The organism is Xanthobacter flavus (genome assembly GCF_017875275.1).
In the GTDB taxonomy this organism is placed as follows: domain Bacteria; phylum Pseudomonadota; class Alphaproteobacteria; order Rhizobiales; family Xanthobacteraceae; genus Xanthobacter; species Xanthobacter flavus_A.
Genome location: NZ_JAGGML010000001.1, coordinates 3,925,680 through 3,948,127, shown reverse-complemented (window position 1 = coordinate 3,948,127; position 22,448 = coordinate 3,925,680). Strand labels below are relative to the sequence as shown.

The window sequence follows — 22,448 nt, the reverse complement described above, 5'->3', positions numbered from 1 at the left end:
GCCATGGCTATCGAACTCGCGCCCCAGGCGCTCGACTTCTCCACCCTGCTGCGCCCCCGCGACCATATCGTATGGGGGCAGGCTTCCGCCGAGCCGGCGACCCTCACCGCGCGCCTCCTCGACCAATGCGCAAGCATTCCCGGTCTCACCGCCTTCATCGGCATGAGCTGGGGAACGCCGCTCGACCAAGCTGGCGCGATGCAATTCCAGTCGTATTGCGGCGCGGGGCACAATCGCGTGCTCGAACGCCAGGGCAAGCTCGACATCCTGCCGTGCCACTATTCGGATCTGCCGGGCATTCTGGCCCGTCGGGTCGATGTGCTGCTCCTCAATCTCGCCGAGGACGATGCCGGACGCCTCAGCTTCGGCACCGCGCTCGAGTATCTGGCCCCGCTGGTGGACCGCGCCCGCCTCGTCATCGCCGAGGTCAGCGATCGGACACCCTGGACGCACGCCGAGCGGGCCCTGTCCGCAAAGAATGTCCATATTATCGTGCGGACGTCCCGCCCCCCGCTCCAGGCCCCTGTCCCGCAGCCCGGCGCTACGGAGCGGGTCATTGCGACCCACGTCGCGGGCTTGGTGGAGGATGGCGCCACGCTGCAGATCGGAATCGGTGGGCTTCCGGAGGCCATCCTCGCAGCACTCGCGGGCCACCGGGACCTCGGCCTTCACTCCGGGCTCGCATCCGAGGGCGTCGCGCTCCTGGCCGAGGCGGGCGCCCTCACCAATGCACGCAAGAGCGTGGATCGCGGCATTGCAGTGGCCGGACTTGCGGCCGGCGGCCCCCGGCTCATGCGGTACGTGAACCGCAATCCGCGCTTCAACCTGCGCGGCACGGACTACACGCACGCGCTCGACGTCCTGAGGGCACAGCACAAGTTCACCGCCATCAATGCAGCGATCGAGGTGGATCTCTCCGGCCAGATCAACGCCGAGGTCGCAGGCGGGCGTTACGTGGGCGCGGTGGGCGGCGCAGCCGATTTTTTACGCGGTGCGCACGCCTCCAAGGGCGGACTGCCCATCGTGGCGCTGCCGGCGACGGTGAACGGTCGCGATGGCGCCCGCAGCCGCATCGTGACCCGACTGAACGGACCGACAAGTACCGCTCGCGCCGATGCCGGCATAATCGTGACCGAACATGGCGTCGCGGACCTGCGCGGCCTCGGGCTGGCCGAGCGGCGCCGGCGGATGCTCGATATCGCCGCTCCCGAGTTCCGGACAGCGCTGGAGGCGGGCGAGGAAATCCACAGTGCGCCCGTCGCCGCACCACGCGCGGGCGGATCAGCCGATAATATTAAATCCATCGAGGCCTAGGGATATGCAGACCATCGGAAGCGACCAGTTCCAGGACATCCGCGACGCCGTGCGCGCCTTGTGCGCGGATTTTCCGGCCGAATATCACCGCAAGGTGGACGAAGCGCGCGGCTACCCCGAAGAATTCGTCGATGCGCTGACGAAGGCCGGCTGGATGGCGGCACTGATCCCCGAAGAGTACGGCGGTTCCGGTCTCGGCCTCACGGAAGCGTCCGTCATCATGGAGGAGATCAACCGGGCGGGCGGCAATTCCGGCGCATGCCACGGCCAGATGTACAACATGAACACGCTGGTGCGTCACGGCTCGGATGAGCAGCGGCAGAAATACCTGCCGAGGATTGCGGCGGGCGAGTTGCGCCTCCAGTCCATGGGCGTCACCGAACCCACCACCGGCACCGACACAACCAAGATCAAGACTACAGCGGTCAGGAAGGGCGACCGCTATGTCATCAACGGCCAGAAGGTCTGGATCTCCCGCGTCCAGCATTCCGACCTGATGATCCTGCTCGCGCGCACCACGCCGCTGGTGGAGGTGAAAAAGAAGTCGGAAGGCCTGTCCATCTTCATCGTCGACATCAAGGAGGCGATGGCAGGCGGCATGGAGGTTCGCCCCATCCTCAACATGGTGAACCACGAGACCAACGAGCTGTTCTTCGACAATCTGGAGATCCCCGCCGAAAACCTGATCGGCGGGGAGGGACAGGGCTTCAAATATATCCTGACTGGTCTCAACGCCGAGCGCACGCTGATCGCCGCCGAATGCATCGGCGACGGCTACTGGTTCATCGACAAGGTGACAGCCTACGCGAACGAGCGGGTCGTGTTCGGGCGCCCTATCGGCCAGAACCAGGGTGTGCAATTCCCCATCGCCGAGGCCTTCATCGAAGTTGAGGCGGCGAACCTGATGCGGTTCGAGGCCTGCCGGCTTTACGACGCGCACCAGCCGTGCGGCACGCAGGCCAATATGGCCAAATACCTTGCCGCCAAGGCCTCGTGGGAGGCGGCCAATGCCTGCCTGCAGTTCCACGGCGGCTTCGGCTTCGCCTGCGAGTACGACGTGGAGCGCAAGTTCCGCGAGACGCGCCTCTACCAGGTGGCCCCCATCTCCACCAATCTCATCCTCTCCCACGTGGCCGAGCACGTGCTCGGTCTGCCCCGGTCCTTCTGAGGAGACGCGCCGTGAGCCACGACATCGACATGGAGCACCTGCGTAGCTGGATCGGCCGGGAAGACGTCGCGGCCGAGCCGGTGACGGCCGATCTCGTGCGCAAGTTCCGGGCAACCTTCGACGAGGAACCGGGAGACCCGCGCACCGGGGAGGCGGCGCCGCGCCTTCTCCACTGGTGCCTCACCCAGCCCGCGGCGCTCACCTCGGCGCTGGGCCCGGACGGCCACCCGGCGCGCGGCGGTTTCCTGCCCCCGGTGCCGCTGCCGCGGCGCATGTGGGCAGGAGGCAGCCTAGTCTTCCATGACGACATCCGCGTTGGCGACCTTGTGCGCCGGGTCTCGCGGGTGGAAGAGGTGACGCTCAAACAGGGCAATACCGGCCCGCTCTGCTTCGTCACGGTGAAGCACGAGCTCGATGCGGCAGGGCGATCGCTCCTCACCGAGCGCCAGGGCATCGTCTATCGCGGACTCGAGGTGGCTGCGCCGCCGAAGGCACCGGAACCCGCGGCCGAAGGCGCCCATCGCCGCGAGCAGGCCCTCTCGCCCCCCCTGCTCTTCCGCTACTCGGCGCTGACCTTCAACGGCCACCGCATCCACTATGACCTGCCCTATGTCACGCAGGTCGAAGGCTATCCCGGGCTGGTGGTCCACGGGCCGCTGCAGGCGACGCTGCTGCTGCGGTTCGCCACCGCAATCCGCGGCACGTCGCCCGCCCGCTTCTCCTACCGTGGCCTCTCCCCTGCGTTCGACACGGCTCCGCTCACCATGAATGCGACGCCCCAGGGCGAGACGCTCCGGCTGTGGACCGCCCGTCCGGGCGGCCCGGTCGCCATGAGCGCAGAGGCGCAATGGTGATGGGCGCGCTCGACTTCGTCGTCCCGCTTTTCGTCCCGGGGCACCGGCCCGATCGCTTCGGCAAAGCCGCTGCCTCCGGGACCGACGCCGTCATCATCGACCTTGAGGATGCGGTCCCCCCGGACGCCAAGGCAGGCGCGCGCGATGCGCTGACGGCCGACCTTGCGATCCCGGTCATGGTCCGCGTCAATGGCATGGGCACACCCTGGCATGCCGAAGACCTGGTGGCGGTCGCCCGCCTTCGCCCCGCCGCCGCGGTGCTGCCCAAGGCGGAGGACCCCGCCATCCTCGATGCCGTCGCGGCGACCCTCGGCCCGGCGATCCCGATCGTCGCCCTCATCGAGACGGCGCGCGGTCTCGCCGCCGCCCGAGCCATCGCGGCCCATCCGGCGGTCGTGCGCATCGTCTTCGGTTCCATCGATTTTTGCGCCGATCTCGGCTGCGCCCATGTGCGGGAGGCGCTGCTGCTGGCCCGTGCGGAGCTGGTGCTGGCGGCCCGCCTCGCGGGCGGCCCCGCCCCGGTGGATGGGGTGACCACCGGGATCGACGACGAGGCGCTTATCGCTGACGATGCCCGGCACGCCCGCGGACTGGGATTCAGCGGCAAGCTCGCCATCCATCCACGGCAGATCGAGGCCATCCGCTCCGGCTTTCTACCGGACGCCGCCGAGATTGCTTGGGCAAAAAGAATACTCGCATCCGGGGAGGGGGCGACCGCGGTCGACGGAGCTATGGTGGACGAACCCGTTCGCATTCGAGCGCGAATGATTCTCGCTACGATTGGATCGCCCCGACTTTTGTAAACACCTTCGGCGGAGCCGGACGCCGCCTGGCAGCCGCTATCGTCCCGCCCTATCCAGGCATCACGACGATCTGTTCCCGAAGAAGGATCGAGCGCCACCCGCTCCTTGGCGAGATCGGCGACGATTCTGAGAAGGCGGAAAAGCGGCGCACATCATTGGCTGCTGGCTTCATGGCCGGTCGATGCATGGGTATCGGTGGGATTGTCAGCGCGCGTGCCTCAACCCCTTGCGATCCTATGTGTCAATCGGCGTTGAAACCTGCCCCCCTATCGGCGCCGAATATTGGGTCTGACTCATTTTTGATGGAGTTTGGGATTCGGCTGGCGTTGATTTTGAGATTGGAATCAACACCATGCAGCCCTCTCTCCGACCTTCGACTCTGGTCCCGCGCGGATTCGTGGTGGACGATGTCAGCAGCGACAGCGCCGGCATGCTGATTACGGTTCCCGCGGTTGGCAAGGCGAGTTCGTGCCCGGGATGCGGGAGAACCTCGGAGCGGATACACAGTCGCTATCATCGGCATCTGGCGGATCTGCCGATGGCGGGCAAACCGGTTCGGCTCGTTGTCCGGGCGCGGCGTTTCCACTGCGACGCGGTGCTCTGCGGCCGGCGCATCTTTGCCGAGCGCTTCGACGCCAAGGTTTTGGCGCCGTAGGCACGGCGGACTGCCCGGCTCGACCACATCGTTCACCACCTCGGGCTGGCGCTGGGCGGACGACCGGCGGCGAGCCTTGCCCGCAGGCTGATGCTGCCGGTCAGCAACGATACCCTGCTCAGGGTCCTGCGGCGACGCGGTAGCCGCCCTTTCGTCCCTCCGACGGTCATAGGGATCGACGACTGGGCGTGGCGACGCAATCAACGCTATGGCACCATCATCTGCGACCTTGAGCGCCCCGCAGGACCATAGCTCTCTTGCCCGACCGGGAGCCCGCGACAGCGCAAGCGTGGCTCCTGCGCGGTGAGCGCACAGATGTCTTCCGCTTACGGGAAAGTTCGCTCGAACTGTACCTGCCGTGGCTCGAGGACAAGTGGGCAGCCGGCGAACGTAATGGCGCGGGGCTGTGGCGACACCTCAAGCGCCAAGGCTTCCGCGGCTGCCTTCGGGTCGTCACCGAGTGGGTGGCACGTCGTCGCCGCGCCGAACGAATGGACGGTGATGCACTCAGCCGTACGCCCTCGGCGCGCACCATTGCGCGCCTCATGACCATCAGCCGCGACCGCTTGTCCAAATCCGAGAGCATTACGATCGCGGCGATTGAGGACGGCGTGCCACCCCTCGTTGAGGCGCGGACGACCATCGCCATCTTCCAGGCCATGATCCGCAAGAAGATTGTCGCAGACTTGGAGCCATGGCTGGAGCGGGCCAAACCAAGTCTCGTCGCATCGTTCGCCAACGGCGTTGTCAAGGATAGGGCGGCCGTGGTTGCCGCCATCACCTCACCCTGGTCCAACGGCCAAACCGAAGGCCAGATCACCAAGCTCAAACTCGTCAAGCGCCAGATGTACGGCAGAGGAAAGCTCGACCTCCTCCAGGCCCGCCTGATTGGGGCCCCTTAGCTTTTCACCACCAAAACTGCGTCAGACCCAAAATTACACGCCGATCCCCCTCACAACGGGGTCATTCTTCCATGCCGAAACACAGAAATTCGGATGTTGGCCCCATCACGGCGATGCCGTCCCGCAGGCCGGCGATGCCCGGCTTGCCGTGGTCGGTCGGGTTCGGGCCGATCGCATCGCCCCCCTTTCTGGCAACGGAGGAGGCACCGATGCTGGCGCGGGGCCTATCTCAGCCGAAGATCGCGCTGTCGACTGCGAGGTAGCATTGGATGCCGACGCGGGTCAACTATATCTAAAATAGATAGTTGATCCCTGAAATTTCATAGCTATCGCTAGTGCCGCCACAGCGCAGCCACCGCTACTATCGTTCGCGGATCATCCGGTCGCCTCCGTGGCGCCCGGTTCGCCTTCCCGGAGGACGAAGCGTGTCGCTGCTCAAGGGCGTTCGTGTCATCAGTTTCAATCACTTCCTCGCCGGGCCCCATGCTGCGCAGATGCTCGGGGACATGGGCGCGGACGTGATTGCTGTGGAGCCGCTGGACGGCGCCTTTCAGCGCAACTGGGCGGTGGCCGGGCACTTCGTGGCCGGCGAGAGCGTCAATCACCTGAACACCGGACGCAGCAAGCGCTCCATCGCCCTCGACATGAAGAGCACGGCCGGACGCGCCATCGCCGAGCGCCTGGTGGCCGGCGCCGATGTGGTGATGGAGAACTTCCGACCCGGCACCATGGCGAAGTTCGGTATGGGGCCGGAAGACCTGCGCGCGCGTTATCCGCGCCTGATCTACGCCTCCGCCACCGGCTTCGGTGCCACCGGCCCCTTCGCCCACCGGCCGGGGCAGGACCTTCTGCTTCAGGCGATGTCCGGCCTTGCTGCACACACCGGCCCATCCGAAGGCCCGCCCGTGCCGCTGGGCTCTGTGGTGATCGATCACCACACCGCCGTGCTTTGCGTGCTGGGCATCGTCGCGTCGCTATTCGCCCGGGAGCAGACGGGGGATGGCCGGCGGGTCGACGTGAGCCTGCTCCAGAGCGCCATCGACCTTCAGGGCGAGCCCCTGACCGCCTGGCTGAACGGAGCGCCCCACGACGACGGCCCCCGTGCGCCGCAGGGGGTGGCAAGCTGGTTCTCCTCCGCCGGCCACGGCATTCACCGCACCGCCGACGGCTGCATCGCCATCTCCATGGCCGCACCAGCCGTGCTCGCCCGCGCCCTCGACCTCCCGGAACTCGCCGAGGTCAGCCCCGAGACCATGCTGAAGGAGCGCGCCTCCTACAACCGGCTGATCGTGGCGCAGGTCGCGACCCGCACCACCGCCGAATGGCAGGCGGCGCTGGACGCCGCCGGAGTGTGGAATGCGCCGGTGGAGGATTACGACGCCGTCCGCGAAAATCCGCAATTGGCCCATCTCGGCGCCTTCCAGACGGCGACGAGTTCCGGCGGCGCACAGGTCACCTTCGTATCCCACCCCGTGCACTATGACGGCGCCACCTTGCCGATCGCCCGGGTTCCCCAGCCCCTGGGCGCACAGACCCGGGAGATCCTGGCCGAGGTCGGCTATGCCGCGGATGAGATCGAGACCTTCCTGACGGACGACGTGGTGCGCGCGGCCTCCGCCGCCTGACACCCATCTGCCCGCTTCCGAGTTCCGAACGCGCGCGGCGTCGCTGCCTCGCGCGGACCCTTCTTATCGGCCGTTACAGGACCTGAGGCATGGACTTTTCCCTTTCCGACGAGACCCGCATGGTGGTCGATACGGTCCGCCGCTTCGTGCGCGACAAGGTGCAGCCGCTGGAGCAGGAGACCGAGGAGCTGGGTCGCGTTCCGCCTGACAAGCTAGCGCCCCTGAAGGCGGAGGCCATCGCCCTCGGCCTCTATGCGCTGAACATGCCGGCGGAGGTGGGCGGCGGCGGCCTGTCGGTGCTCGACATGTGCCTGGTGGAAGAGCAGCTCGGCCAGACTTCCGATGCCCTGATCCGGCGGGTGTTCGGGCAGGTCTATCCCATGCTGATGGCCTGCACGCCGGCCCAGCGGGCGGCGTATCTGGAGCCGACGATCACCGGCGAGAAGATCTGCGCCATGGCGATCACCGAGCCCGGCGCCGGCTCGGATGCGGCCGCCATCACCACCACCGCCCGGCTCGAGGACGGTCATTGGGTGCTGAACGGCACCAAGCATTTCATCTCCGACGGCGACATTGCGGACTATGTGATCGTCATGGCCGTGACCGATCCGGAAAAGCGGGCCCGCGGCGGCATCACCCTCTTCCTGGTGGATCGCGACGCTCCCGGTTTCTCGGTCTCCCGGGTGCAGCCCATGATGGGCCATCGCGGCTACGGCCATGCCGAGCTCGTCTTCGACGACTGCCGCATCCCGCAGGCCAATGTGCTGGGCGAGGTGGGCGGCGGCTTCAAGCTCATCATGTCCAGCGTCAGCGGCATCCGGCTCGGCCATATCGGCGCCCGCGCGGTGGGCATGGCCCAGCGCGTGCTGGATCTGATGCGCCTGCATGCGGGCACCCGCAAGCAGTTCGGCCAGCCCATCGGGGAATTCCAGATGGTGCAGCAGATGATCGCCGACAGCGCCATGGAGATCTATGCCACCCGCATGATGGTGCTGAATTGCGCTTGGGACATCGATCAGGGCCTGGATCCGCGCGACAAGGTTTCGATGATCAAGGTCTACGCGTCGGAAATGCTCGGCCGCGTCGCAGACCGGGGCATCCAGATGTTCGGCGGCTATGGCTTCTCCAAGGATCTGCCGCTGGAACGCATCTACCGGGATTGCCGGGTGACGCGGATCTATGACGGCACCTCCGAGATCCATCGGGTGCTCGTCGCGCGCTCCATCATCCGCAATGGCCTCTCCCTGTGACCGTGGCCGACAGGAAGGACGCTTCCATGACCCCCGCTCCCGCCATCGGCCAGCACATCCGCTTCTCCAAGACCATGACGGTGGCCGAGCAGGCGCTCTTCACCGGCATCAGCGGCAATCTCGGTGGCCTCTACGTGGACCGCACCAAGGCGCGGGACGCCGGCCTCGCCGATATGGCGGTGTTCGAACTGGCGGCCTCGTCGCTGCTCACCACCTGCCTGTCCCGCCTTGCCGGCCCAGCCCACCGCATCGCCGATTTCTCGGTTTCCTTCGCCCATGCGGTGCCCGTGGGCACGACGATTGCGGCGCAGGCGACGGTGAGCGGCCTCGATGCCGCCGGCACGCTCACCTGCACCCTTGAGGCCTGCGTGGGCGAGGCGGTGCTGATCCGCGGCACCGCGCGCCTCGCGCCGGTCTCGGGGGGCGCCGATGTATGAGATCAAGCCCTTTGCAGACCTGAAGGTCGGCGACCGCGTGCGCGTGTCGAAGACCGTGACGGAGGCCGACGGCAGCCTCTACATTGCCGCCACCGGAGACTTCGGGCCGGTGCATATCGATGAGGACTTCGCCTCCGGGACCAAATTCGGCCAGCGGCTGGCGCCCGGCATCATGGTGGCGGGGCTCTGCACCAGCGTGCTGACGGCGGAGCTCGCCGGAATTCTCGGCGTTTCCATCGAGGACCGCTTCTGGTTCACCGGCCCCGTCTTCTATGGCGACACCATCACCATCGACGTGTGGATCGCCGAGCGCGACGAGGCCACCCGCACGCTGACCTGGGAAGCGTCCGCCGTGAACGAGGCGGGCCAGGAGGTGCTCAAGGCCCGCGCCACCCTGAAATTTCCCCGTCCCCCCCGGTCGCCTGAGAAAGCCCCCGAGAACCCTGCATATGAGCGACGCCACCTTCCCCTTCGGCGGCATCTACGCCGCCACGATCTGTCCCCTGGATGCCTCCGGCGCCCTCGATGCCGAGGCGCTCCACGCCCATCACGCCGCCGTCCTCGCCACCGAGGGCATGGCTGGCCTGCTCGTGAACGGCCATGCCGGCGAGAATTTCGCCCTGGAGCGGCAGGAGTTGAGCGAGGTGGTGCGCACCGCCCGGTCGGTGGCCGGAACCGGTCACAAGGTGGTCGCCGGCATCAATTGCGAACGTTCCGATATCGCGGCCCGCATGGCGGAGGACGCCGCGGCAGCCGGGGCCGACGCGGTCATGGTGTTTCCCCCCTTTTCCTGGGCACTGGGCGCGGACGATAGGGCCATCGTCACCCACCACCGGATGATCGCGGTGGCTGCGGGCGTGCCGATGATGCTGTTCCAGGGCGCCGTGGGCTCGGGCAAGACGGCGTTCCGGCCCGAGGTGCTGGCGCGGCTTCTGGAGATCGAGACCGTCGTCGGCATCAAGGAGGGCAGCTGGGAAACGGCGGCCTATGACGCCACCCGGCGGCTGACCCGCCGGCTGCGCCCGGACGTTGCGGTGATGGCCTCTGGGGACGAGCACCTTTTCCCCTGCTTCGCCCTCGGCAGCGACGGCAGCCTCGTGAGCCTCGCCGCCGTGGTGCCGGAGCTGATCGTCGCCCTCGACCGCGCTGTCGCGCGCGGCGACATGGCCGCCGGCCGGGCCCTGCATGAGCGGCTCTATCTCCTCGGCCGCATCGTCTATGGCGCCCCCGGCCATCTGGCGACGCTCCGGCTGAAGACCTGCCTCCATCTGCTGGGCCGGCTGGCATCAACCCGCTGCCGGCCGCCGGTGGACACCCTGCCGGAGACCGAAGTGGCGCGGCTGCGCGAGGCCCTCGCCGCCGCGGGCCTGCTTCGCGCTGGATCCCCAGCCTGAGAACACCACGCGAGGACCCCCGCCCCATGACCGATAGGCCCACTGGCACGCCCCCCATGATCCATATGGTGATGGTGGATATCGCCCCCGAGCAGGAAGCCGCGTTCAACGAATGGTATGAGAACGTCCACATCCCCGAGATCCTCGCTTGCCCCGGCTGGCGTTCGGCGAAACGGTGGCTGGTGGACGAGGGTGGGCCGAAATATGCCGCGCTCTACGAGATCGATGGCCCCGAGGTCTACGACACCCCGGAATTCAACGCCATCAAGGGTTTTGGACCCTTTACGGAGTTCGTGGCCAACTTCCACCGCATCCGCTTGAAGCCGATCCCCGGTCGCCCTGGCGATTGGGTCGTGGCATCCTGACCGGCAAGGGACTGCTTCCCGCCCATGGGCTTCATGAACCTCCGCCAGCTCGAAGTCTTCCGGGCCGTGATGCGCTGTCGAACCACGGTGGGTGCGGCGGAGGAACTGGGCATGTCGCAATCGGCGGTGTCCAATGCCATCCGCCACATGGAAGACCGGCTCGGCTTTGCCCTGTTCGAGCGGATCTCGAACCGGCTGGTGCCGACCGATGAGGCGCGGCTGCTGCTGGAGGAGGCGGAACCGCTGTTCCTGCATCAGCGCGCCGTCGCCGAGCGGGCGGCCGACCTGAAGGCCGGCCGGGCCGGGCGCATCCGGCTCGTGGCCACCGCGGAACTCTCGGAAACCTTGCTCCCCCTCGTCATCCCGCGCTTTCTCGTCGGACGCCCGGGGGTGCATGTCTCCCTCGACACCCGGCCGCTGGTAAGTGTTCTGGAAGCGGTGGAAACCGGGCTCGCCGACATCGGCGTGGCCATGGAAGCCGACAGCCGCCACGGGCTCGAGGTGAAGCCGGTGGCGGAACTCGCCGCCGTGGCCATCTGCCGGGCCGATGATCCGCTTGCCGCCTTGACTGTCGTGACCCCGACCGATCTGGCGCAGGGACCCCTCGTCGCCCCGCGTCCCGACAACCGTATCGGCCTTCTGATCGCGGAAGCCTTCCGCCGCGCGGGCGTGCCCTATCAGCCCGCCATTGACGTGCGTTTCCTGAACGTCGCGGCCCGACTGGTCCAGGAAGGCTGTGGCGCCACGATTTTGGACGAGATCACCGCATCCGCCAGCCGGTTCGACGCTTTGGTGGTGCGTCCGTTCCAACCGGATATCCGGCTGAGGCTGCAGGCCGTCCTACCGCGCGGCCGCGCATTGTCGCGGCTTGCACAAGATTTCCTCGCGGTGCTGGAAACCGAGACCCGGTCCCGTCTCGCCGGGCTGACCGGAAGCTGATTTCGGGCGCCTCAGCCGGCCAGATCGACCACCAAGGGTCGGGACAGGGGCTCCACCAGGGTGTCCGGCCGGCTGCCGCGCCACATGGCCATGAGGAAATGGCCGGGGTCGCTCGCAGTGGTGAGGCCGGCATGCCAGACGCCGGCATCATAGAGGATGGCCTGCCCAGGCGCGCCGAGGAAGGCGGCCAGCGTTTCCGGGTCCGGCCGCCCATCAGGGCCGGCCAGCGCCACCACCACGACGGGACGGGATTCGGTGATCGGAAGGAAGACCTGCGCAGTGTAGGGATGCGCCTCCAGTTCAGTGATGGTCGCCGGCAATGCCATGGGGCGGACGTCGAAATGCGACAGGCACAATTGCGGCGCGGTTTCGCGATGGGCAAGACTGGCGAGCAGATCCGTCCGGTCGGCGTGGCCGAGGTTCACCGTATAGGTCGCATCCGCCACCAGCACTTGCCCGAAGGGGCGGAACGCGTCGGCCGTCAGCGGCCGCAGAACGTGCGCGCCGGCTTCCAGGACCGGCATGCCTGTATCGGAACTCATAGGCCTGTTCTTTCATCGTAGGGACGGGCAGACCGGGCTGCCGGTGCGGGAACAAATCATCTAGACTTACCAGTCTGACCAGTTTTAACTGGTATGCATAACGCAGTCGGCCCGGCGGCTCGCGAGGATGCAGGCGCGGCGCGCGAAGCGGAACATGAGTGTGCTGAAGAAAGCGACCCAACCGATCCCGATTCGCACCGCCGAGGCCATCCAGGCGCTGATCCGCGAGCGCGGGCTGAAGGCAGGCGATGCGCTCCCGGCCCAGCGGCAACTGGCCGATCATCTCGGCGTGTCACGCCCGTCGCTCCGCGAAGCGCTCTCCATTCTGGAGACCCTCGGGCTCATCAGCGTGGAGGCGGGCCGCGGCGTCTATGTGATCGATCCGGCCACCCGTGCCGCGGCGCCGGCGCAATGGCGTTACAATCAGCTTTTCAGCCTGCGCGACGTCTACCAGACCCGGCTTGCCATCGAGGGGCTGGCGGCCGCCCTTACCGCCACAACGATCCATGGCGGTGTGATCGCCGAGTTCGACGCCATCAGCAGCGCTATGGATGCCGCAGCCGAGCGGCGCGACGGCCTGGCGCTCGCCGACGCCGACACCCGCTTCCATGACCTGATCTTCTCGCTGTGCGGCAACGCCATGTTCCAGAAGCTCTATCAGGACATCCGCACCGTGTTCGTGGAAAGCCAGCGCATTCCCATGACCGAGCGCGAGCGGCTGAGCGAAACCGCCGCCGAGCATCGCCGGGTGCTGGAGGCCTTCGCCGCCCGCGAGCCGGAGGCGGCCCGGCGGGCGATGGAGAGCCACATCCTCAATTCTGCCGCACGGGCCGGCCTCGCCATCCTGTGAAACCGCGGTTGCCGGCCGCGCCCGGCCCGTCCGCCCGTCTTTCGTCATGACGCGGCACGAGCGACAAGGGCCGCGACCAGTGCCGTTCCGCCGTCGATCAGCAGGTTGATGTCGTTGGTGGCGATCACCGTCCTCGCTCCCAACGCAAACGCATGGCTTTCGAGCAGCGCTTCCGGCACGCCGATGACCGAGAATTCCTTGCCGGCGGCAGCAGCAGCGGCAGCGATGCGTGCAAAGGCGTCGCGCACCTGCTCATGCCCCACATCGCCGGGATGCCCAAGGCTCACCGCCAGATCGTTGGCGCCCACCATCAGCGCATCGATGCCGGGAACGGCCGCGATGGCCCCCGCGTCCGCCAGCCCGTCGGCGCTTTCAATCATTGCCGTAACCCGGATTTCGGCTTCGCAGCCGGCCATGAGTGTCTGCGGATCGACGGCCCGGAAGCCGAAGATGGCCAGCGGACTCGGCACGGAGCGGTTGCCCGCCGGCGCAAAGCGGGTGCGATCGGCGATCCGGCGCGCCTGATCCGCACTGTCCACATGGGACACGATCACGCCCGTTGCGCCGCAGTCGAGCACACGGGCAAGGTCGGGATGGTCCGGCCCGCCGACGCGAACCTCCACTGGAAAGTTGCCCATGCGCCCGGCAAGGCAGAGCGCGGCAACGTCCCCGATGGCAAGCGCGCTGTGCTCCATATCCGCCACCAGCAGGTCGAAGCCGGCGGTGCGGGCGACGCTCACCATCTCCACGCTGCGAAAGACACAGGCGGCCAGGCCAAATCGGGGCATCAGAAGTTCCTCGCGAACAAGCACGGGCGACGGACGGGACAGCTGTGCCGGCGGCTCGCCGCTTGTGCGCACCGGAACGAACGGACTTTGGAAGACGGCCGGACTGGCGCTCAACGCACGGGGTCAGGCGAAAGGCCCGCTCCCAGCGGCGCTGCCCGGTCTCAGGCAGATGGCACGGCCGCATCAGGCACGGACCTTGCGCAACAAGGGGAAACACCTCCGGCCCGACGGGCTTGCATCCCTCGTGCACGACACTTCAGAGAAAGCAGATAATTTCATTTAAAATCGCACATGACTCGCACTTTTATTCCACTGGAAGACGGATTCTATTTAGATGCAAACGATCAACAACAACTACATCCTCCCGCTGAAAGGAAAAACAGGATATACTGATCCATACATCATCTGGTCTGACCAGATTTTCATAAGCCCTCCGCGTGGGCAAGGCTATTTTTTGGGCACCCACGTCGGAGCGTGTCTCTCAGACGACGGGATATGAATATAACATACAGATATGTAATAATTTTCGGCCGCACCCTCCCCGTCCTTTCACTCATTTGACAGGCCAGACCAGTTCGACGCACGGACCGTCGTGGCGCGAATTGGCAGCACAATCTCATCGCGAAATCAGCATCTGCTCAGTCTCGCGGCGGCGGTGACTGAAACTTCGCCAATACCTGATCTGGACCGGAAGGCTGCGATCCGCTCAAACTGACGCCGACTAGCCCGCTCCCCACTCGTTTCGCCCGCGCCTCCCAACCGCGTGGAGCCGGCTGGCCTTCCTACGGAGACCCAACCTTGCCCGAGTTCGATCTCGCCATTCGCGGCGGCACCGTCGTGACCGCCGCCGACACCATGAAGGCCGACATTGGCATTCGTGATGGCCGCATCGTCGCCCTGTCCGCCTCCGTCACCGGCGCCGCGCGCGAGATCGACGCCACCGGCCTTCTAGTGCTGCCGGGTGGCATCGACAGCCATGTCCACATCTCCCAGTATCAGGGACCGGACATCTCCATGGCCGATGATTTCGCCAGCGCCACCGCGGCGGCGGCGGCGGGCGGCAACACCTGCGTGATGCCGTTCGCGCTCCAGCAGCGGGGCACCTCTCTGCGCCAGTGCGTGGAAGAGTACCGCGCGCTGGCGGAAGGCCGGTGCATCATCGACACCGCCTTCCACCTGATCATTTCCGACCCGACGCCGGAGGTGCTGGGGCAGGAACTGCCGGCGCTCGTCAAGGATGGCTACACGTCGTTCAAGGTGTTCATGACCTATGACGACCTGGTGCTGAACGACCGCCAGCTCCTGGAGGTGTTCGACGTTGCCCGGCGCGAGCAGGCGCTCGTCATGGTCCATTGCGAGGGCTATGACGCCATCCGCTACATGACCGAGCGGCTTGAGCGTGCTGGCCAGACCCGTCCCTTCTTTCACGCGGCCTCCCGGCCGCAGGTGGTGGAACGCGAGGCCGCCCATCGGGCCATCAGCCATGCCGAACTGGTGGATGTCCCGATCGTGATCGTGCACGGGTCCGGTCGCGAGGCGATGGAACAAGTGCGCTGGGCCCAGCAACGCGGCCTGAAGATCTATGCCGAGACCTGCCCGCAATACATCACTTTGACGGCGGAAGACCTGGATGGGCTCAACATGGAGGGCGCGAAATATGTCTGCTCCCCGCCGCCGCGGGATGCGGACAGCCAAGCCGCCATTTGGGAGGGGCTGACGCAGGGCGTGTTCCAGACCTTCTCGTCGGACCACTGCCCGTTCCGCTACGATGCCGTGGATGGCAAGCTGAACCCGAAGGCGCGCACCTCCTTCCGCTGGGTTCCCAACGGCATTCCGGGCGTGGAGACGCGCCTGCCGATCCTGTTCTCGGAAGGGGTGTCGAAGGGCCGGATCTCGCTGCAGACCTTCGTGGCCCTGACCGCCACCAACCACGCGCGCCTGTATGGCCTTTATCCGCAGAAGGGCTCCATCGGCGTCGGCTTCGATGCCGACATCACCCTGTGGGACCCGGCCAAGCGCGAGACCATCCGGCAGGAGATCCTCCATCACGGCGCGGATTACACCCCGTGGGAAGGCTTCGCCGTGACGGGTTGGCCGGTGATGACACTCTCCCGGGGCGTGGTGGTCGCCGAGGACGGCAAGGTGACGGGGGCCGCCGGCCACGGGCAGATCCTGTCGCGGGACATTTCCGACTTCGCCCGGCCGCGGGGGCTGTGAGGGCCAACGGCCCCGGGGTGTGCCGGGGCCGTACGCACGGGCCGAGGCGTTCCGCGCGAAGCTTGGTCGACGCGCCGGCTGCGACCATTGCCGTGGTCATGCGGCGCCGGACGTCCGGTTGATCAGCCGGCCCGCTGCTCTTCCGCCGCCCGCACCATCCGCCGCTTCACCTTGCCGAAGCCGTCCCGTGGCAGGGCGGCCACCACGGAAAGGCTTTTCGGCAGTTCATCGGCAGCGAGCGATCCAGCGCAGTGCCGACGCACGTCAGCCAGCGTCACCGCAATTGTGGCATCGGCCGGCTCTATCACCACATGCACCCGCTGACCCCAGTCGCGGTCATCAAGGCCCACGGCCACCACATCGCGCACCCCAGGACAGGACAGCACCGCCGCCTCCACCTTCTCGGGATGCACCTTCACACCGCCGGAATTGATCACATCGTCCCGCCGGCCGGCGAGATGGACATAACCATCGCCATCCACGGAAGCCATGTCGCCGACACTGACGAAGCCGTCCGCATCCTCGCGGGACGCCACGCCGGGGTCGAGATAGCGCACCCGCGCTTCCGGGGTCACATCGCCGTCGCGGCGCATGAAGAGCTCGCCGACTTCGCCCGCAGGCAGGAGCGCGCCGGCGGCGTCGTAAATCCGCGCCGCGCTCTGGAAGGGGCGGCCGACGGAGCCGCGATTTGCCAGCCATTCGGTGCCGGTGATGATGGTCTGGCCGACATTCTCGCCGGAGCCGTACATCTCCGTCACGCGCTCTGGACCGAGGCGCTCGATCCAGGCTGCCTTGAGCCAGCCCGGGCAGGGTGCGCCGGTGTGGTACAGCGCTTCCAGCGAGGCGAGGCTGCGGGGGCGCCGGGCGTCTGCATCCAGCATGCGCACCATCATGGTGGGGACCACCATGGCGAACCCGACGCCGAAACGGTCGATGGCATCCAGCGCCAAGTCCGCATTGAAAGCTTCCAGCACCACGAGGTGATGGCCTTCGAACAACCCCATCTGCGCCCAGGTGAGCGGCGCGTTGTGGGACATGGCGCCCGCCACCAGTTGCACCTGGTCGGCCCGGAAGCCGAGCGCCGGCGCCACGTCCCCCCAGGGCCGGCCGGGCACGAAGCGCCAGGGCAGATCGTCGGCCATCAGCTTCGAGACGCCGGTGGACCCGCCGGAGAGCAGGATCTTGCCCGGCCGCGACACCTGGTCGGGCACGACCGCATCAACCCGCTCGGCGACGTCCTCCCAAAAGCCGGGCAGCGGCACCACCCGGGACTCTTCCGGGACCACGGCGGGGGGCACCACGACCAGCGCCGCCTTCGCGCGGTCCCACATGCCGGCCAGGATGGTGGCCGGCTGGCGGTGATCGAAGGCGAGCACCGTGCCACCCATGCGCCACACGCCCAGGACAAGAGCGATGTGGGCGAGCCCATTGGGCGGGCCGATGCCCACCACGCTGCCCTGCCCGAGGCCCCGGTCCATGAGGGCGCCGGCGATCCGGTCCACGAGGCGGTCGAGGGGCTCCCAGCCGATGGGCTGGGCTGTGCCGTCCGGGGACAGCACCGTGATGGCCGTGGCGCTGCCCCGCGCGCGGGCATGGCCGCGCAGGCGGGCTCCGAAACTCACGGACGCATCTGCGGTGACGGGATCAATCATGGTGCGGAAACTCTCGACGAAACGGCGAAAGGGCGGGGCTCGGGCAAAAGGCGCCCGGAGAGCCCGAAGCTGGCGCATCGCGCCCACAGGGTCAAACGAGGCTGAGGCTTTCCAGCACGGCCTTGAGGGGCGCCCGCCTGTCTTCCGGAAGGGGGAGCCGGGGCGCACGCGGCGGGCCGCCCGGCTGGCCGATCATGCCGAGGGCTGCCTTGGTGGCGGACACATAAAGGTCGCCGGCCAGCGCATCCAGCAGCGGGGCGACGCGGTCGGCGATCGCCCGGCTGCCGGCGAAATCGTTCTCGACGACGGTGCGGGTATAAAGGTCGGCCGAGAGCGCAGGCGCGATGTTGGAGAAGACGGAGACATAACCCGCCGCGCCCACCCGGTAGCTCTCCCACGGATGATAGCCGGAAAACACGGTCATGCGGTCGCCGCACAGCCGGATGATCTCCGCCGTGCGCGGAACGCTGCCGCTCGATTCCTTGATGTAGGAGACGTTGTCGATCTCGGACAGCCGAGCGACGAGCCGCGCCGGCAGGTCCACATTGGACGTGAAGGGGTTGTTGTAGATCATGATCGGAATGTGGATCGCCGCGGCGATCGCCCGGTAATGGGCATAGATCTCATCCGCCGTGGGCGAGGAATAGAAAGGCGGGATAATCATCACGCCGTCGGCGCCGATGCTTTCCGCCTCCCGCGTCAGTTCGACGGCCTCGTTCGTCCATTCGGCCGCGGTGCCGATGAGGACCGGCACGCGCCCGGCGGCGGCCTCCACCACGACCTCGCCCACGCGGCGGCGCTCGGCCCGGGTGAGCGACAGGAATTCGCCGGTGGAGCCGAGCGGAATGAGGCCGTGAACCCCTTCGCGCACCTGCCAGTCCACGAAGCGGGCGAGCCCCTCCTCGTCCAGGCGCCCATCGGCTGTGAACGGGGTGACCATCACGGTGAAACTGCCTCGGAAGGACGTCACGGCACAAGCTCCAGGATCGGGCGAAAAGGAAGCCGCATCCTGCGGACGCGGGAGACGCGATCCGCCGGGCAGCAGGCTCTGGATTATTATTTGATCTAACATACGCAGATCAAGTTGACATCTGATCATATTTTCAGCCAATCAATGGTCCGACGACAGGGTGGCGCGGCAGCGTCGGCCCCCTGCCGGAGCCTTTGCGCAGGACCCCGCCATGCCCTTTCTCGAAGTGAACGACTTTCCCGGTGCGGACGGGCGCGCGCCTGCCGCGCGGGCTGAAGCCGCCCGGCGCATGACCGCGGCCTTGGCCGGATGCTGGGGCATCGATCCGGCCATCATTTCTTGCTATTTCCAGCTTTATCCTGCCGATGCCTATGCCCATGCGGGCGAGATGCCGCCGCCTGCGGACACGCGGCGGATCTTTGTGAAGCTCCATGCCATCGCCCGCACGGCAGATATGCGGCGGGCGGCCGCGGCGGCCGTCACCCGTGCTGCGGCGCAGAGCTACGACGTGCCGGACAAGGCCATCGTGATCTATTTCTTCGAGCGCACGGTGAGCGAAATCGCCCATGGCGGCGTGCTTGAAGGCGGCACAGGCCACATGACTTGATCAAATCATAGCCAATTCGGAAATCGGGAGATCAAAGACCGTGCATCGCTTGCTCACCGGCGACCAGCGCCTCGTGATAGACACGGCCCGCCGCTTTGCCGAGGCCGAGATCCTGCCGGCCGCCGCCGCCATCGACCGGGACAACCGCTTCCCGCGGGAGCTGTATCGCGGGCTGGCGGATCTGGGCCTGTTCGGCATCGGCCTTGCTGAGGAGAAGGGCGGCGCGGGCATGGATGCGGCCACCGCCTGTCTGGTGATGGAGGAGATCGCCCGCTGCTCGGGCGCCGTGGGCAATGCCTTCGCCATTCCGGTGGAGGCCGCGCGCTTCCTCGCCGAGCACGGCGGGGCGGTGCATCACGCCCTCGTGCCGGGAGTGCTGGCTGGCGATGTCATCGTCGCCACCGCCGCGACCGAGCCGGACTACGGGTCTGACGTGGCGGGCCTGCGCACCCAGGCGGTGCGTGACGGAGACGATTATGTGATCACCGGCACCAAGGCCTGGGTCACCTTCGGCGAGATCGCCAATGTGGTTCTGGTATTCGCCAAGACCGACCCCCAGGCGGGCCAGCGCGGCCTCAGCTGCATCATGGTGGAGACCGACCGCCCCGGCATCAGCCGCGGCAAGGCCGAGGAGCTTCTGGGCATGCACGGCCTGGCCGAATGCGGCCTCAGCTTTGATGGTGTGCGGGTGCCCATCGCCAACCGCCTGGGGCCGGAGAACGGCGCCTTCAAGATGGCCATGGCCAATTTCAACTTCTCGCGGCTGATGATGGCCTCCATGGCGCTCGGCATGGCGCAGGCCGGGCTTGAGGACGCCCTGGCCTATGCCCACAGTCGCATCCAGTTCGGCGCGCCCATCGCCAGTTTCCAGGCGGTTCAGTTCATGCTGGCGGACATGTCCACGGACATCTCCGCCGCGCGGCTGCTCATCCAGCACGCGGCGCGGCTGATGGATGCCGGCCACGAGATCGCCCGGGAGGCGGCGGAGGCCAAGCTGTTCGCGACCGACATGGCCAACCGCGCCATCTCCAACGCCCTGCAGATCCATGGGGGAAATGGCTATTCCCGCGCCTACCGGGTGGAGCGGCTCTACCGGGATGTCCGCCTCTCCCAGATCTATGAAGGCACCAACCAGATCCAGCGGCTGATCATCGCCCGCCAGCTCGCCCGCGCGCACGGCTGAGCCCGCCGCGCGCCCGCCCTACCGACGCAAGGAGCCTGCCTCTTGACCCGATCTGTTGACCTGTCCGGCGTCACCGTCGCCACCATCCTGCCCTTTCACGATGATTTCTCCATCGACTGGGCGAGCTATGAGCGGGTGCTGGCCTATTGCACCCGGCCGAAGGGCATTCGCGCCGTCTTCGTCAACGGCCATGCCGGCGAGGGCGCGACCCTTGACGATGCCGAGCGCATCGAGGTGATCCGACGCACCCGTGCCTTCATCGGCCCGGACGTTCCGCTCCTGAGCGGCATCATCGCCTGGTCCACTGCCGAGGCCGTGGCCCAGGCACAGATGGCCGAAGCGGCCGGCGTGGATGCCGCCGTGCTCTTCCCCCTGCCACAATTCTCCGGCGGCGCGGGTACGGATCCACGCTATGCGCTGGATTATGTGGACAGCGTGCTCGCCGCCACCTCGTTGCCCCTCTCCATCTTCCAGCAGCCGGTGGCGTCGGGCTACGGCTTCTCATCATCCGTTCTCGGCGAACTGGTCGCCCGTCCGCGCGTGATCGCGGTGAAGGAAGGCAGCGGCGATATTGGCCTCTATGAGGACAACCTGCGCCGCATCAAGGCCGTAGCGCCGGGCTGCTACATGCTGCCCTCCAACTATCACTGGCTGGTGGCGCAGGTGGCGATCGGCGCCGATGGCATCCTCTCGGGCATGGCAAGCCTCATTCCGGACCTTCTCAGCGACCTCTGGTCCGCCGCCGAGGCCGGCGACCTGCATACCCTGCGGGCGCTGAACGACCAGCTGTACCCCATCGTGCGGACCATCTACGGCGCGCCGCCGCTGATCGAGATGCATACCCGCATCAAGGTGGCGCTTCGGCATCTGGGCCTGATCAGCTCCGCCGTGCCCCGCCGCCCGCTGCTGCCGGTGCCTGCCGACGTGGCGGCGCGGGTGGGCCAGGCCGTGGATGCCGCCGGCCTTGCCCGTCTCCTCTCCGCCTGATCGGCGCCGGAGGCCACCCAAATGCGACCGGACCGGCGCCCCCTCCCCTTACAAACGCTTCAGTGCAGAGTGTAAGGAGCGGGGCGGCCGGTTTCGTCCGCCCGTTCCCTTCCTGCGGTGGATTCCATGACACTTTCCCCCCGCACCGGCCGACAGACCCCGACCGGGGAAAATGGCGAAGACGCCGCCAGCAATTCGGTCGAGCAGGCCTGCCTGCTGATCCGGCAGGACATTCTCTCCGGTCATTTTGGTCCCGGCGCCCGCATCAAGGTGGCGGACCTCTCCAGCCGCTTCGGCTTCTCGGCCATGCCCCTGCGCGAAGCCCTGCGCAAGCTGGAAGGCGAGGGGCTGGTGGAAATCGAGCCCAATCGCGGCGCCACGGTGCGCAGGCTTGACCGCAGCTTCATCGAGGATCTGTTCGAGCTGAACGCCGAATTGCAGCTGCTCGCCATCCGCCGCTTCCTGCGCGTAATGACGCTGGACAAGCTCGACGAATTGGAGGCGCGGGCGACGGCCTATGCGGAAGCCGTGGCGGCGGGCGACCGGGAGCGCGGCGTGCGTCTCAACCGCGACCTGCACGCCCGCATGGTCGAGTTCGGCGGCAACCGGGAAGCGCTGCGCATGTTCCTGCGCGGCTGGGAACTCATCGGCGCCTTCCGCCTGCGCTACGGCTACGGGCCGGGCCGCGAGCGCGGCTTGGTGCGCGAGCATCGGTTGCTGCTGGATGCGCTGCGCCGGCAGGATCTCCAGATGGCCGAAGCCATCATCCGCATGCAGCAGGCCGCCGTGCTTGAGGACCTGTTCGCGCAGCTGGGTGACGACGAGCGCTGACCCGCGTCCCGTTGGTAAGCCTGGCCCTGCGAAGTCCCCGCCCCTCCCGCCGCGGGCCGGAACGAAACCGAGGACGTGGCGGGCGGGGCCGGAAAGGCGGCTGCCGCTCCCCGGC

Annotated in this window: 20 protein-coding genes and 3 pseudogenes; 18 read left to right on the top strand and 5 right to left on the bottom strand. The window is 67.3% G+C overall.

Annotation, left to right across the window (positions count from 1 at the left end; all coding sequences use genetic code 11):
* The first annotated feature begins 3 nt into the window (after window positions 1-3).
* From J2126_RS18710 to J2126_RS18690, 5 genes and pseudogenes are all read left to right on the top strand, one after another.
* On the top strand, window positions 4-1,314 hold the full coding sequence (locus tag J2126_RS18710; RefSeq protein ID WP_209488348.1) for an acetyl-CoA hydrolase/transferase family protein: 1,311 nt from the start codon (window positions 4-6) through the stop codon (window positions 1,312-1,314).
* 4 nt (window positions 1,315-1,318) lie between these two features.
* Window positions 1,319-2,482 carry an acyl-CoA dehydrogenase family protein gene (locus J2126_RS18705; protein WP_209488347.1) on the top strand — a complete coding sequence of 388 codons (1,164 nt, stop codon included), beginning with the start codon at window positions 1,319-1,321 and terminating at the stop codon, window positions 2,480-2,482.
* A 29-nt stretch (window positions 2,483-2,511) separates the two neighbouring features.
* Complete coding sequence (locus J2126_RS18700; protein WP_209490333.1) at window positions 2,512-3,336, top strand: FAS1-like dehydratase domain-containing protein; 825 nt, start codon at window positions 2,512-2,514, stop codon at window positions 3,334-3,336.
* Window positions 3,333-4,139 carry an HpcH/HpaI aldolase/citrate lyase family protein gene (locus tag J2126_RS18695; RefSeq protein WP_394102171.1) on the top strand — a complete coding sequence of 269 codons (807 nt, stop codon included), beginning with the start codon at window positions 3,333-3,335 and terminating at the stop codon, window positions 4,137-4,139. The genes J2126_RS18700 and J2126_RS18695 overlap by 4 nt, the downstream gene beginning before the upstream one ends.
* Window positions 4,140-4,491: 352 nt before the next feature.
* A pseudogene (locus J2126_RS18690) lies at window positions 4,492-5,696 on the top strand (transposase family protein).
* Between the two features lie 136 nt (window positions 5,697-5,832).
* Here the strand turns inward: J2126_RS18690 and J2126_RS25950 are convergent.
* Window positions 5,833-5,925, bottom strand: a pseudogene (locus J2126_RS25950) (IS5/IS1182 family transposase); the annotation flags it as partial.
* Window positions 5,926-6,121: 196 nt separating this feature from the next.
* On the opposite strand from J2126_RS25950, the gene J2126_RS18685 reads away from it, so the two are divergent.
* The 7 genes and pseudogenes from J2126_RS18685 (at window position 6,122) to J2126_RS18655 (ending at window position 11,706) form a co-directional block, all read left to right on the top strand.
* Window positions 6,122-7,321 (top strand): CaiB/BaiF CoA transferase family protein, encoded by a 1,200-nt coding sequence (locus J2126_RS18685; protein WP_209488345.1) that lies wholly within the window; start codon window positions 6,122-6,124, stop codon window positions 7,319-7,321.
* A gap of 89 nt (window positions 7,322-7,410) precedes the next feature.
* Window positions 7,411-8,571, top strand: coding sequence for an acyl-CoA dehydrogenase family protein (locus tag J2126_RS18680; protein ID WP_209488344.1), 1,161 nt, complete (start codon window positions 7,411-7,413; stop codon window positions 8,569-8,571).
* A gap of 26 nt (window positions 8,572-8,597) precedes the next feature.
* Entirely contained in the window at window positions 8,598-9,008 is a 411-nt protein-coding gene (locus tag J2126_RS18675) for a MaoC/PaaZ C-terminal domain-containing protein (RefSeq protein ID WP_209488343.1), read from the top strand.
* Window positions 9,001-9,327 (top strand): annotated as a pseudogene (locus J2126_RS18670) (MaoC/PaaZ C-terminal domain-containing protein); the annotation flags it as partial. The gene J2126_RS18675 and the pseudogene J2126_RS18670, both read left to right, overlap by 8 nt.
* A 130-nt stretch (window positions 9,328-9,457) precedes the next feature.
* On the top strand, window positions 9,458-10,402 hold the full coding sequence (locus tag J2126_RS18665; RefSeq protein WP_209488342.1) for a dihydrodipicolinate synthase family protein: 945 nt from the start codon (window positions 9,458-9,460) through the stop codon (window positions 10,400-10,402).
* Window positions 10,403-10,428: 26 nt separating this feature from the next.
* Window positions 10,429-10,767: a DUF4286 family protein gene (locus J2126_RS18660; protein ID WP_209488341.1), complete on the top strand. Its 339-nt coding sequence runs from the start codon at window positions 10,429-10,431 to the stop codon at window positions 10,765-10,767.
* A 24-nt stretch (window positions 10,768-10,791) separates the two neighbouring features.
* Window positions 10,792-11,706, top strand: coding sequence for a LysR family transcriptional regulator (locus J2126_RS18655; RefSeq protein ID WP_348634339.1), 915 nt, complete (start codon window positions 10,792-10,794; stop codon window positions 11,704-11,706).
* 11 nt (window positions 11,707-11,717) lie between these two features.
* Here the strand turns inward: J2126_RS18655 and J2126_RS18650 are convergent, their stop codons facing one another.
* A complete protein-coding gene (locus tag J2126_RS18650; protein WP_209488339.1) occupies window positions 11,718-12,230 on the bottom strand; it encodes an ureidoglycolate lyase in 513 nt (170 codons plus the stop codon).
* Between the two features lie 172 nt (window positions 12,231-12,402).
* Here J2126_RS18650 and J2126_RS18645 point away from each other — a divergent pair, with 172 nt between their 5' ends.
* Complete coding sequence (locus J2126_RS18645; RefSeq protein ID WP_209488338.1) at window positions 12,403-13,098, top strand: FadR/GntR family transcriptional regulator; 696 nt, start codon at window positions 12,403-12,405, stop codon at window positions 13,096-13,098.
* A 44-nt stretch (window positions 13,099-13,142) separates the two neighbouring features.
* On the opposite strand, the gene J2126_RS18640 is transcribed toward J2126_RS18645, so the two are convergent.
* Window positions 13,143-13,886, bottom strand: a complete 744-nt coding sequence (locus J2126_RS18640; RefSeq protein WP_209488337.1) for an HpcH/HpaI aldolase family protein — start codon at window positions 13,884-13,886, stop codon at window positions 13,143-13,145.
* 798 nt (window positions 13,887-14,684) lie between these two features.
* On the opposite strand from J2126_RS18640, the gene hydA reads away from it, so the two are divergent.
* Entirely contained in the window at window positions 14,685-16,103 is a 1,419-nt protein-coding gene (gene hydA / locus J2126_RS18635; RefSeq protein WP_209488336.1) for a dihydropyrimidinase, read from the top strand.
* 122 nt (window positions 16,104-16,225) lie between these two features.
* On the opposite strand, the gene J2126_RS18630 is transcribed toward hydA, so the two are convergent.
* Window positions 16,226-17,725: an AMP-binding protein gene (locus J2126_RS18630; RefSeq protein ID WP_209488335.1), complete on the bottom strand. Its 1,500-nt coding sequence runs from the start codon at window positions 17,723-17,725 to the stop codon at window positions 16,226-16,228.
* A 121-nt stretch (window positions 17,726-17,846) separates the two neighbouring features.
* A complete protein-coding gene (dapA, locus tag J2126_RS18625; protein WP_348634338.1) occupies window positions 17,847-18,725 on the bottom strand; it encodes a 4-hydroxy-tetrahydrodipicolinate synthase in 879 nt (292 codons plus the stop codon).
* Window positions 18,726-18,936: 211 nt separating this feature from the next.
* Here dapA and J2126_RS18620 point away from each other — a divergent pair, with 211 nt between their 5' ends.
* The 4 genes from J2126_RS18620 to J2126_RS18605 all read left to right on the top strand — a co-directional run bounded on the left by J2126_RS18620 (window position 18,937) and on the right by J2126_RS18605 (window position 22,333).
* Window positions 18,937-19,332: a hypothetical protein gene (locus J2126_RS18620; protein ID WP_209488333.1), complete on the top strand. Its 396-nt coding sequence runs from the start codon at window positions 18,937-18,939 to the stop codon at window positions 19,330-19,332.
* A gap of 40 nt (window positions 19,333-19,372) precedes the next feature.
* Complete coding sequence (locus J2126_RS18615) at window positions 19,373-20,515, top strand: acyl-CoA dehydrogenase family protein (RefSeq protein WP_209488332.1); 1,143 nt, start codon at window positions 19,373-19,375, stop codon at window positions 20,513-20,515.
* Window positions 20,516-20,557: 42 nt separating this feature from the next.
* Window positions 20,558-21,502, top strand: coding sequence for a dihydrodipicolinate synthase family protein (locus J2126_RS18610; RefSeq protein ID WP_209488331.1), 945 nt, complete (start codon window positions 20,558-20,560; stop codon window positions 21,500-21,502).
* 126 nt (window positions 21,503-21,628) lie between these two features.
* Window positions 21,629-22,333, top strand: coding sequence for a GntR family transcriptional regulator (locus J2126_RS18605; protein ID WP_209488330.1), 705 nt, complete (start codon window positions 21,629-21,631; stop codon window positions 22,331-22,333).
* Window positions 22,334-22,448 lie beyond the last annotated feature (115 nt).